The organism is Pseudomonas sp. ADAK7 (assembly GCF_012935675.1).
Taxonomy (GTDB): Bacteria; Pseudomonadota; Gammaproteobacteria; order Pseudomonadales; family Pseudomonadaceae; genus Aquipseudomonas.
In genome coordinates this window covers 3696926-3709177 of record NZ_CP052861.1, presented here as the reverse complement: position 1 = coordinate 3709177, position 12252 = coordinate 3696926, and the positions used below count along the sequence as shown (strand labels likewise).

The window sequence follows — 12252 nt, the reverse complement described above, 5'->3', positions numbered from 1 at the left end:
GGCCGTGGTAGGGCCACCTTATATTCGTCTGTTTGTTTGATTTTTATAGGGGGTCGTGGGTATTTGATCTCTTGTTAGTTTGAGTTGTGATAGTGCGTAATGTTCTTCTTTAGTTGCTGGTGCGCCGGCTTTGAAATGTTTTGTTCTTCTTGTTGAGTTGAAGTTGGAGCGCGGAGTGCGTTAATTTTCTCGTCGGGCCGGAGTTGGCTCATATCTATTAAAAAGGAACTTTGATTGTGAATGATGTACTTGATCTGAAAATGACCGAAGCCGAAAGTCTGGCATTTATTAATGACTGTATGGAAACTTGCATGCCAGTGCTCCAGGCATTGGCACCCCGTCAAACAATGCGTGCTGCAGTGAGTTTGCCCATTGATACAGATAAATTGAATGCGGCCATTACGAATTCAACGCTGATTGGTTTTCCCCAAGGTATGAGTCGTCGTTATAAGACCATTATCAAGCGGACTCAGTTTTTTGCAGACCTTACCGCTGAAATCAAATATCCAAAAAAAGAACAGCAGGTTCAACGCTGGGAGCACTACATCCTTGGTATGAAGGCGATGGGGTGGACCAAAATGCACGAATCTTATACGGGTTATGATTCCAAATACAGTGGTCTTACCATGAGCAATATTGTTCTCGATATTGTTCAGGCAGCCATCGGTGGTGTTGCTGGCTCCACCGCGGCCGTCTTGAAAGCGGTCGCGAACAAGACGATCGAAGGATTGGCGAAGAGCCCGGAAGCGCTGAAGTTGTATGAGAAAAACGGCCAGAAAGCCTACGGCGCCTCGATGGGGGTAATGACCGTGGCGCAGGACGCCGGAGAGGATGTCTGGGCGGTGCTGGGATCAACTTCCTATTTCACTGACGCAGGCAACACAAAAGTAGCCTTCTTCGACAAATTACATTCCGGAGCACAGGTGTACCAAGGTAAAGCCACTTTTACCATTTATGAAGATGACTACACCGCCAGGAAAGAAGCTAGAGCCAATGAGTTCTTTGAGGCCGCGGACAGAGCGCTGGAACTGGAATTTGGCATCAAGTAATTTTTTGGAAGCCAAGCGTTAACGCGCTTGGCTTTTTTTTGCCAGGAGGAGGTTCAAATTATGGGCAGTCACAGTTATGTCAGTGGGGGTAGTGTTTTAGTTTTATCTCCAATGCTGGAAAGTTCGCAGCGTGATGACTTTACGGCTTCTACGCTTTACATGCAGCTGGCATCAACTAATAAGTATCCGGAGTTTAAAGACTTTGATTCGTGGTGCGAGGTGTATTCGATATTGCTGCGCAGGTTGCATTTTAGTGTTTTTGGAACGGTGGGGGATGTTTATACATTAGGGCGAGAAGGCCACGTATCGGTTGCCAGTGTTTTCGACAACGTGTTGGGCCGTTTTTTTTCACATGAGCAAATAGCGTTAATCAGTCCGGCTCTACAGTCTCTTTCCGCTGGTGCTTCGCCCCGCACGAGCCTGCAAGTGCTGACGCGGCACGCTGTGGAGCCGGTTAATGGACCGAGCGATTCAATGGATAGCCAAGGCCTGACCAGAATCCGGATGCAAGTCGGCCTTGTCGACGAAACCGCGACGTTAAAGATGCTGAGAATTAGCTTTGCAGTCGCCGAGCCGTTGAACTCAAACTTAATGAATCAAAAGTTTATGGCTGACCGTATCAATGGCAGCGTTCATCTATCGTGCTTTCAGGCCCAGCTAAGTGAGGAGTACGAAGAGTTTTCCCGATCAACGGTTCTGTCGATACTCAGTACGCGGCGCGAGGGCGAGATTGTAAAACTGGATTGATCTCTTTTACACCGCGCGACAGGTCAAGGCGCACAAGGAGGCGGGGTGCCAGCGTCTGACAAAACGTCTACGGCACCAGGTACCCCTTCACCCCGGTAAAAATAATCTGCGCCGCCAATGCGCACACAAACAACCCCATCAACCGACTGACAATCTGCAACCCCTGATCACCCAGAATCCGCTCGATGCGATTGGACAGATACAACACCACCCCTACCGTAAAACTGGCCAGGGCAATACTGAGAATCGCCGTGAGTTTGTCGTCCCAATGCGGTTGGCTCACGCCCATTACCAACAATGCACCGATAGTGCCGGGGCCGACCGTCAGGGGGATGGTCAATGGCACGATGGTCACGTCCTGCTGCACGTTGTCGGTCTGTACCGCCGACTTGCCTTGGGCCATGCCCAGTGCCGAGATGAACAGCACGCTGCCGGCGCCGATGCGGAACGCATCCACGGTGATGCCGAACACGCTGAAAATTACCCGCCCGAACAGGTACAGCAAAACACTGGAAACCAGCGTTGCGACCGCCACTTTCCAGGCCAGGCGCCGTTGCTCCTTGCGCGAGTAACCGCGGGTCAGGCTGATGAAACAGGACAAGACGAAGAATGGGCTGTAAAGCACCAGCATCTTCAGGTAAACGCTGAACAACACATGGAGCATGGTGCTAGCTCACTGGCGAGGGAAGTCGAGGCGGAGTCTATCAGGCGCCATGGCGTCTGTGGGTTCAGGACGTTTGCGTCGTGACCCGGTTCTGCTGATCACGCTGGGCCACCCAATGCTCAATCAGTTCGCGCAACTGCGACAGCTCCACCGGCTTGGCCATGTGCCCGTCCATGCCGGCCTGCCGTGCGCGTTCTTTATGCTCGGCGAGGATGTGTGCGGTCAGCGCCACTACCGGGGTGCGGATCCGCTGGTTGCCGACTTCCCACGCCCGCAATTGCTGGGTAGCAGAGAAGCCGTCGAGGATCGGCATTTCGCAGTCCATCAGCACCAGGTCGTAGCGCTGCGCCTTCATCGCCTGCAAGGCTTCTTCGCCGTTGCTGGCGGTGTCCGGTTGCAGGTTGAGCTTGCCCAGCATGCCGCGGATGACCTTGGTCGAAATACTGTTGTCTTCGGCCACCAGAATGCGGAAATCGCTGGGCACCTTGACCGGCAGGGTCGGGCCGGCGGGCAGGTGATGCGACACGGCCTGACCTTTGTTGCGCTGGTTCAGCTCGTCGGCCAGGGTGGTCTTGAGCGTGTAGCCGGCCACCGGTTTGGCGAGGATGCGCTTGATCCCCGAATTACGGGCGATGATCTTGCTCGGCGCATTGCTGATGCCGGTGAGCATGATCAGCAGGATGTCGTGGTTCAGGCTTGGGTCTTCCTTGATCTTGGCTGCCAGTTGCATGCCGGTCATGCCGGGCATGTTCTGGTCCAGCAAGACCACGTCGAAGTAGTCACGCAGGTGCGCCTTGGTGCGCAGCAACGCCAGCGCTTCCTTGCCGGACGGCACGGCGCTGACATTCAGGCCCCAGGCGCTGCACTGTTGCACCAGCACCTTGCGGCAGGTGTCGTTGTCGTCCACCACCAGTACGCGCGCGCCTTGCAACGGACTATCGAGATCGGAGGTCGGGTGTTCGAGGCGGTCCGGGTCCAGCGGCAAGGTCAGCCACAGGGTGCTGCCCTGATTGGTGCCGCTCTTGATCCCGAATTCCCCTTGCATCAGGCGAATCAATTGGCGAGCGATCACCAGCCCCAGATTACCGCCCAGGCGGGTGGCCGAGAGGAAGTGCTTGCTGTGCAGTTCGGCGTGCATCAGCGCATCGCGCTCTTCGGCTTCCATCGGCACGCCGCTGTCCTGCACGGCGATGCGCAGGCGCGGTTTGGCGCTGCGTTCGTCGAGGGCAACGACGATCAGGATCTCGCCTTCGTCGGTTTTTTTCAGCGCGTTTTCCAACAGGCTCAGCAGGGTCTGGCGCAGGCGGGTCGGATCTCCGCTGATCACCCGTGGCACTTGCGGCTGGATAAAGCTGATCAGCTCGACGTTCTGCTGCTCGGCCTTGGCGCGGAAGATACTCAGGCAATCTTCGATCAGGGCATTGAGGTCGAATTGCACGTCGTCCAGTTCGATCTGCCCGGACTCGAGCTTGGAGATGTCGAGAATCTCATTGATCAGGGTCAGCAGTTCATTGCCGGCGCTGTGGATGGTTTGCACGTAATCCCGTTGCTTGACCGACAGCGGCGTACCCAGCAGAAGTTCGGTCATGCCCAGCACGCCATTCATCGGGGTACGGATTTCGTGGCTGATCTTGGCCAGGAATTCGGCCTTGGCGTTGATCTCGGCATTGCTGGCCGCCAGGTCGCGGCTGACGCTGAAACGGTCTTCGGTGATACTGCGCTGGCGTTCGCCCAAGGCGATGCTCATGAGCAGGCCACTGATGCAAATGAAGGCCAGCAAGGTGATGATCAGGCCTTGCGGCGCCACCAGGGTCAACCCCAGCAGCGCGGGCAGGATGATCAGCGCACCCATGTTGAACACCACCATCGCGGCCACGAACAGCCGCGCCGGGCGATAGCCTTTTTGCCAGTGGAAGCCGCTGACAAACAGCATGCTCAGGCCCGCGAGCGCGACCAGGGCGTAGGTGATGATGTTCAGCGGCAGGGTGTTGACGAACAACAGCAGCAACCCGCAGACCACCGTGAACAGGATGGCCCCGAGCAGCAGTTTGTTCAGCGGGTGCGGGCCCAGCGGGGCAAAGAAGCGATAGGCGAACATCAGGCCGCACGGTGCCGTCAGCAACAAGGCGAGATAGGCACCAGGAGTCTGGATTGCGTGCCAGTTCGGCAACCACGGCCCGGCCAGGTTCAGCAACAGGATCAGGCTGAGCATCAACAGGAATTCGCAGGCGGCCAGCCACAGGCTGCTGCGCGAGCGGGTGTAGGCGTAACGCACGATGTTGTGCAGGATCAGCATGCCGATGCAGCCGAACAACAGGCCGTAGATCAGCGTGAGGTTCTGATTCGCCGCGGTCATCACCGCCGATTGCAGGGTGATGTAAGGCCGCAACTGGTGTTCGGAAACCAGTCGCAGGTAGACGTCGAGGGTTTTGTCGCTTTGCGGCAGCGGCAGCATGAAGTCGCTGCTGGGCAACGGCCGATCAGCCTGGGGTTGTTGGGTGCCGGTGTTCAGTTGCTCGACCAGCTTGTCGCCGTCCAGCACATACAGGTTGAGGTGCGACAGGTCAGGCGCGAACACTCGCAGCAATTGTTCGTGCTTGCCCGGTGCCAGTCTGAATCGCAGCCATAACGCACCGTCGGGCTCGGCCGCGGTGAGGCGGTCGAGTTCGATGGGGCTGAATTGATTGGTGAAGCGAGCGGAGCGGATGTCGCTCAGCGCCAGGTCGCCCTGTTCGTCGAGCAATACCGACCAGCCACTGCCTTGCGCGGCCTGGGCCGGGAGCATGCAGAGCAAGGTCAACAGAGTGACGGTAAGACCTATGGCAATCCTGAGCCAGCGCACGGCGAAATCCCTTCGTAGGTTGATGCCAGAATATAACTATGCGCGGCGCCGGAATAGTCCGGCAAGGGCATCACGCCCTTGCCTGGCCGAATGGCTGGCCTATTCCTGATTTTCGCCACGCTCGCGGGCAATGGCGCGGTAGCCAATGTCCTTGCGATAGAAGCTGCCTTCCCAGTCGATCTTGGCCGCCAGCTTGTAAGCCTGCTGCTGGGCAGCATCGACGCTGGCGCCCATGGCCGTGGCGCACAACACCCGACCACCGGCAGTCACCACCTGACCGTCCTTGAGCGCAGTACCGGCGTGGAAGACTTTGCCTTCCAGTGCCGCCGCTGCATCCAGACCGTTGATCGCCACGCCTTTAGCGTAGTCGCCAGGATAACCGCCTGCCGCCAATACAATGCCGACGCTCGGACGTGGATCCCATTGCGCTTCGACCTTGTCAAGGGCTTGCGCCAGGGCTGCTTCGACCAGCAGCACCAGGCTCGATTGCAAGCGCAGCATGACCGGTTGGGTCTCAGGGTCGCCGAAACGGCAGTTGAACTCGATAACTTTTGGGTTACCAGCTTTGTCGATCATCAGGCCGGCGTAGAGGAAACCGGTGTAGACGTTGCCTTCATCGGCCATGCCACGCACAGTCGGCCAGATCACCAGGTCCATGACGCGCTTGTGCACTTCAGCGGTCACGACCGGGGCAGGGGAGTAGGCACCCATGCCGCCAGTGTTCGGACCGGTGTCGCCGTCGCCGACGCGCTTGTGGTCCTGGCTGGTGGCCATCGGCAGTACGTTCTTGCCGTCGACCATCACGATGAAGCTGGCTTCTTCGCCATCGAGGAATTCTTCGATCACCACGCGGGAACCGGCGTCGCCGAACGCGTTGCCGGCGAGCATATCGCGCACGGCGTCTTCGGCTTCGGCCAGGGTCATGGCGACGATCACGCCTTTACCGGCGGCCAGGCCATCGGCCTTGATCACGATCGGTGCGCCTTTCTCACGCAGATAAGCCAGGGCCGGCTCGATCTCGGTAAAGTTCTGGTAGTCAGCAGTCGGGATCTTGTGGCGGGCCAGGAAATCTTTGGTGAACGCTTTCGAACCTTCCAGCTGAGCTGCGCCAGCGGTCGGACCGAAGCAATCCAGGCCACGGGCGCGGAACAGGTCGACAACGCCGGCAACCAGCGGGACTTCCGGACCGACGATGGTCAGGGAAACGTTCTTCTCGGCAAAATCGGCCAGTTGCTCAAGGGCCAGCACGTCAATGGCGACGTTCTCGCACTTGGCTTCAATGGCGGTGCCGGCGTTGCCCGGAGCCACGAAAACCTTCTGCACGCGCGGATCCTGAGCCACTTTCCAGGCCAGGGCGTGTTCACGGCCACCGCTGCCAATGATCAAAACATTCATTTCAAAAACCTCGGATGACGCTAATTCTGTGGGGGTTGATCGTTCCCACGCTCCGCGTGGGAATGCCTCAATGGACGCTCTGCGTTCGCTCTTGGGACGCAGAGCGTCCCGGGCTGCATTCCCACGCAGAGCGTGGGAACGATCAATCAGTGACGGAAGTGGCGCATGCCAGTGAAGACCATGGCGATGCCGGCTTCGTCGGCAGCGGCAATCACTTCGGCATCACGCATCGAGCCGCCTGGCTGGATCACCGCAGTGATGCCAACCTTGGCCGCATTGTCCAAACCGTCGCGGAACGGGAAGAACGCGTCGGAGGCCATCACCGAACCTGCCACCTGCAACCCGGCGTGTTCAGCCTTGATCGCAGCAATACGCGCGGAGTTCACGCGGCTCATCTGGCCCGCGCCGACACCGATGGTCTGACGGTTCTTGGCGTAGACGATGGCGTTGGATTTAACGTACTTGGCCACTTTCCAGGCGAAGATCAGGTCGTTGATTTCCTGTTCGGTCGGAGCACGCTTGGTCACGACTTTCAGGTCTGAGCTGCTGATCATGCCGACGTCGCGGCTCTGTACCAGCAAGCCGCCGTTGACGCGCTTGTAGTCCCAGGCAGCGGCGCGGTCAGCCGACCACTCGCCGCAGGACAGCAGGCGCACGTTGGCTTTGGCGGCGACGATGGCGCGGGCTTCTTCGCTGACGCTTGGGGCGATGATCACTTCGACGAACTGACGCTCGACGATGGCCTTGGCGGTTTCAGCATCCAGTTCGCGGTTGAAGGCGATGATGCCGCCGAACGCGGATTCGGTGTCGGTGGCGTAGGCCAGTTCGTAAGCCTGGCGGATGCCGCCTTCGGCGTCCGGGCTTACGGCCACGCCGCACGGGTTGGCGTGCTTGACGATCACGCAGGCCGGTTTGACGAAGCTCTTCACGCATTCCAGCGCGGCGTCGGTGTCGGCTACGTTGTTGTACGACAGTTCCTTGCCTTGCAGTTGGGTCGCGGTGGCGATGCCGACTTCGGCAGGCTTGGCTTCCACGTAGAACGCCGCGCTCTGGTGCGGGTTCTCGCCGTAGCGCATTTCCTGCGCCTTGACGAACTGGCTGTTGAAGGTGCGCGGGAACTCGCTGCGACCGGAGGTCGAGAGGGTGTCAGCGGCCTGGTTCACGGTGCCCATGTAGTTGGCGATCATGCCGTCGTAGGCGGCAGTGTGTTCGAAGGCCTTGAGCATCAGGTCGAAACGCTGAGCGTAGGTCAGGCCGCCGGCCTTGAGGCTTTCCAGGACGTTGGCGTAGTCGCTGGCATTCACCACGATGGCCACGTCTTTATGGTTTTTGGCTGCCGAGCGGACCATGGTCGGGCCGCCGATGTCGATGTTCTCGATGGCGGTCGGCAGGTCGCAGCCTGGCTTGTTGATGGTGGCTTCGAACGGGTACAGGTTGACCGCCACCAGATCGATCGGCTTGATGCCGTGCTCGTTCATGATTGCGTCGTCGATACCGCGACGACCGAGGATCCCGCCGTGGATTTTCGGGTGCAGGGTCTTGACCCGACCGTCCATCATTTCCGCGAAACCGGTGTAATCCGCGACTTCCACTGCGGCAACGCCGTTGTCACGCAGCAGCTTGAACGTTCCGCCGGTGGAGAGGATCTCGACACCCAGGGCTTCAAGCTCCTTGGCGAATTCGAGGATCCCTGTCTTGTCGGAGACGCTGATCAAGGCGCGGCGGATCGGCAGGCGGGTAGTCTGGTCGGTCATTTCAATTTCCATCAAAAGCAAAGGAGTCAGCAAAAAAGGCGACCGGTTTTACGCGGGCGCCTTTCTGGTTTGATTGAATGCTTACAGCAAATCGTACTGCTTGAGTTTCTTGCGCAGCGTGCCTCGGTTCAGCCCGAGCAACTCGCTGGCCTTGGTCTGGTTGCCCTTGACGTAGTTCATCACGCATTCGAGCAGGGGCGCCTCGACTTCGGAGAGCACCAGGTTGTACACATCCGTGACGGCAGCGCCTTCAAGGTGGGCGAAATAATTGTGCAGCGCCTTCTCGACACTCCCGCGAAGGGTCTGACCTTCTTCGCTCGGCGTATTGAGGTGCTGTTTCAAATTCACGTTGTCGCTCACGGGTGTTGTTCCACTCACTAAAGTCTCGGTCATCATCGTCATGCGGCCACCCCTTCTCCGTCCCCTGTCAGGCTCTTGTAACGCTCGGCGAAGAACTCCCGAACGTTGGCGCATTGTGTTTCCGTACCATCCAAACGATTGAAGTGGGCGCGGAACTCCCTGGCGCCCGGCAGGGTTGCGAGGTACCAGCCCACATGCTTGCGAGCAATGCGTACGCCCATCACGTCTCCGTAGAAAGCGTGCAGCGCGGCCAGATGCTCAAGCAGAATACGTTCCACCTCGATCAGCTCCGGTGCCGGCAGTTTTTCGCCGGTACGCAGAAAATGGTCGATCTCACGGAAAATCCATGGCCGCCCCTGGGCAGCCCGGCCTATCAACAGGCCATCGGCACCGGTCGCGTCGAGCACGTACCGGGCCTTCTCGGGTGAATCGATGTCGCCATTGGCAAAGACCGGAATCGACACCGCCTGCTTGATCGCGGCAATGGTGTCGTACTCGGCTTCGCCGGTGTACAGGTCGGCACGGGTGCGGCCATGGACCGCCAACGCCGTAATGCCCGCCTGCTCGGCGATCTTCGCCACGGTCAGGCCGTTCTTGTTGTCCCGGTCCCAACCTGTGCGGATCTTCAACGTCACCGGCACATCAACCGCAGCCACCACGGCCTGCAGGATCTCGGTGACCAGTGCTTCATCTTTCAACAGCGCGGAACCGGCGGCCTTGTTGCAGACCTTCTTCGCCGGACAGCCCATGTTGATATCAATAATCTGTGCGCCCAGTTCCACGTTGGCCCGGGCTGCGTCCGCCAGCATCTGCGCATCGCCACCGGCGATCTGTACCGAGCGTGGCTCGGGATCACCTTCGTGAATCATGCGCATCCGCGATTTGCGGGTGTTCCACAAGCTCATGTCGCTGGTGACCATTTCCGAGACTACAAGCCCCGCACCCAGTCGCTTGCACAGCTGACGAAAGGGCTGGTCGGTGACCCCCGCCATCGGGGCGAGGATCAAGCCGTTGTGCAATGTATATGGACCGATGCGTACCGCCGACATAGGACTTCCCTGTTGTGGGGCCGGATCATTAGAGTTCGAAAAAGGGTTGGCATGATACCCGCTCTCGATGACTGGATAAAGGCTGAATTGAACAAAATCTGAACAGTTATTCTGTTATCGCCAGCAGTTTGGTTCGCGGGGGCAAAGTCAGAAAACCGCCGTCAATCCCGGAACACTGAAGCGTTTCACTCGGGCGAATGGAAGCTCAGGCTGTAGTTCACCGCTTTGGGGCCTGGATCGAGGATGTCCAGCGCGATGTGGATTGGCGTTTGTGGAGGCATCTCGGCCATCCCCTCCAGGTCGCCGTTGAGGTACTCGCCGGGTTTGAAGCGACGACTGGCGATCAGGTGGCCGTTGAGATCGGCGAAACGCAGTTCCAGCAGCGGGAAGGGCTGGGAGAATGCCGCGCGGTTATAGATGATCGCATCCACCACCAGTGCCCCACTGAAATCCGGGTGGCTGCGCACCACAAGATTGCTGCTTTTGACCTTGGCGATGTCGACCTTGGACGGCACCGTACAGCCGAGCGTTGGGCACAGTTGCTGGAACCATGGACGGTATTGGTCCTGGCGGGCCATTTCGTCGAAATGGTAGGCAATGTATTGGCCAGCAAGGCCCGCGGCGGCGAGCAGGGTCAATACCAGCCATAACATCCGTCGGCCCCACGGCGAACGGCGTTTTTGCCAGCCGAGTTGCAGCGGGTCGTCGGTCAGGTCGTGCAAGGCTTCGTCACGTTCGGTTGCTTCGCTGCGCTCGTGTCGCTTGCGCAAGGGGGCAATCGGGGGCAGGCCGTCGTCAGTGGTATCGGTTGCCGACAGACGATCATGGCGCAGGGGTGTGTCGAGTGGATCATTCAGGCGCAGTTGCGGCACCTGGGGTTCGTCGTCCAGATCAACCGGCTCCAGCGAGAACGAAGGTTCAGTGCGCGAGTGCTTGCCCGGTTCTGTCTGCGTTTCCCGTTGGTCGGCTTCGACGGCCTGGGCGCGATCAGCCGCCGATTCGCTGAACAGACTGTCGGACCACGGCTCTTCGTCAGCCTCGATGCTGTCCCGGCGCGCGCTCAAGGCGTCTTCGCGATGATGACCGAACTCCTTGGTCGGCTGGATTTCCCGCTGTTCGAGCCGGGCGAGTTCCTGATCCAGGTCGAGGCTGTCCAGGTCCATTTCAGCGGCGGACCACTGCTTTTGGCTGATGGCCCGGACCGGCGGCTCGACGATGGCCGGGGCGATCGGTTTGACGGCTTCTTTGCCGGCCCGTTGCTCAAGCAGTTGCTTGGCGGCGTTGAACACCTGCAAGCAGGAGCCGCAACGAACCACTCCACGGGCGACGCTCAATTGAGCATGGCTGACGCGGAAGCTGGTTTGGCAATGCGGGCACTGGGTGACGAAGCTGTCGGTCATGCGGCGATCCGGATTATGCAGGCGCTCATTCTAGCGCCGACGGCCAGTGATGCGCACCCAGCCATCGCGATTGGCAATCGGGTCCAGATCGAAGTCCTGGGCGTAGGCCTTGGCCACTTCTTCGCCTTGTTCGGCGAGGATGCCCGACAGCGCCAGACGGCCGCCCGGCTTGACCAGGCTCGACAGTTGCGGCGCGAGGGAAACCAGCGGGCCAGCGAGGATATTGGCGACCAGCACGTCGGCCTGAACCTGCGGCAGATCTTCTGGCAGGTACAGCGGGAACAGTGCTTCGGCAATGTTGTTGCGCCCGGCGTTGTCGCGGGAAGCTTCCAGGGCTTGCACGTCGATGTCGGTGCCGACGGCTTCCTTGGCGCCCAGCAACAGGGCGGCGATGGCCAGAATCCCCGAGCCGCAACCGAAGTCGAGCACGTTGCAGTCTTTCAGATCCTGACCGTCGAGCCATTCCAGGCACAGCGCGGTGGTCGGGTGCGTGCCGGTGCCGAACGCCAGGCCCGGATCGAGCAGCAGGTTCACCGCGTCCGGTTCCGGTGCGGCGTGCCAGCTCGGGACGATCCACAGGCGCTCACCGAAACGCATCGGCTGGAAGCCATCCATCCAGCTGCGTTCCCAATCCTGGTCTTCGATGATTTCGCTGTGATGCTCGGGCAGCGGGCCGCCGGTCAGCAATTCCATGTGGGCCAGTACGCTGGCGGCTTCGGTGCCGTCCTCGAACAGGGCCAGCAGATGGGTGTGAGACCACAGCGGTGTGGTGTTGAGTTCCGGTTCGAAGATCGGCTGGTCTTCGGCGTCCATGAATGTCACCGACACGGCGCCCACTTCAAGGAAAGCGTCTTCGTAGGTTTCGGCTTGTTCTGGGCTGATGGCGAGACGGACTTGCAGCCAAGGCATGGCGGGCACCTTTGAAAAATATTGATTGCAGCCTAGCGGGCTGCGAGAAGCGCGCAAGTTTACGCGAGCGCAGCCCAGAAGAC

10 protein-coding genes are annotated in these 12252 nt (G+C 59.4%); 2 read left to right on the top strand and 8 right to left on the bottom strand.

The genetic code is table 11. The annotated features are described in order from the left end of the window. Positions 1–236 precede the first annotated feature (236 nt). Positions 237–1049: a hypothetical protein gene (locus HKK53_RS17195; RefSeq protein ID WP_169371812.1), complete on the top strand. Its 813-nt coding sequence runs from the start codon at positions 237–239 to the stop codon at positions 1047–1049. A gap of 60 nt (positions 1050–1109) precedes the next feature. Beyond that, positions 1110–1796 (top strand): hypothetical protein, encoded by a 687-nt coding sequence (locus HKK53_RS17190; RefSeq protein WP_169371811.1) that lies wholly within the window; start codon positions 1110–1112, stop codon positions 1794–1796. A gap of 67 nt (positions 1797–1863) precedes the next feature. On the opposite strand, the gene HKK53_RS17185 is transcribed toward HKK53_RS17190, so the two are convergent. From HKK53_RS17185 to prmA, 8 genes are all read right to left on the bottom strand, one after another. Beyond that, entirely contained in the window at positions 1864–2460 is a 597-nt protein-coding gene (locus tag HKK53_RS17185; RefSeq protein ID WP_054044032.1) for a MarC family protein, read from the bottom strand. Positions 2461–2524: 64 nt separating this feature from the next. Beyond that, entirely contained in the window at positions 2525–5302 is a 2778-nt protein-coding gene (locus tag HKK53_RS17180; protein WP_169371810.1) for a hybrid sensor histidine kinase/response regulator, read from the bottom strand. 99 nt (positions 5303–5401) lie between these two features. Continuing rightward, the gene (gene purD / locus HKK53_RS17175; RefSeq protein ID WP_054044030.1) at positions 5402–6697 is read right to left on the bottom strand and encodes a phosphoribosylamine--glycine ligase; all 1296 of its coding nucleotides are present in this window, start codon (positions 6695–6697) and stop codon (positions 5402–5404) included. Between the two features lie 146 nt (positions 6698–6843). Further along, on the bottom strand, positions 6844–8451 hold the full coding sequence (gene purH / locus HKK53_RS17170; protein WP_169371809.1) for a bifunctional phosphoribosylaminoimidazolecarboxamide formyltransferase/IMP cyclohydrolase: 1608 nt from the start codon (positions 8449–8451) through the stop codon (positions 6844–6846). Positions 8452–8532: 81 nt separating this feature from the next. Continuing rightward, a complete protein-coding gene (gene fis, locus HKK53_RS17165; RefSeq protein WP_007907419.1) occupies positions 8533–8853 on the bottom strand; it encodes a DNA-binding transcriptional regulator Fis in 321 nt (106 codons plus the stop codon). Further along, on the bottom strand, positions 8850–9860 hold the full coding sequence (gene dusB / locus HKK53_RS17160; protein ID WP_149660668.1) for a tRNA dihydrouridine synthase DusB: 1011 nt from the start codon (positions 9858–9860) through the stop codon (positions 8850–8852). Before dusB ends, fis begins: the two co-directional genes overlap by 4 nt. 185 nt (positions 9861–10045) lie before the next feature. Further along, a complete protein-coding gene (locus tag HKK53_RS17155) occupies positions 10046–11260 on the bottom strand; it encodes a DUF3426 domain-containing protein (RefSeq protein ID WP_169371808.1) in 1215 nt (404 codons plus the stop codon). Positions 11261–11290: 30 nt separating this feature from the next. Beyond that, a complete protein-coding gene (prmA, locus tag HKK53_RS17150; protein ID WP_054044027.1) occupies positions 11291–12169 on the bottom strand; it encodes a 50S ribosomal protein L11 methyltransferase in 879 nt (292 codons plus the stop codon). Between the last annotated feature and the right edge of the window lie 83 nt (positions 12170–12252).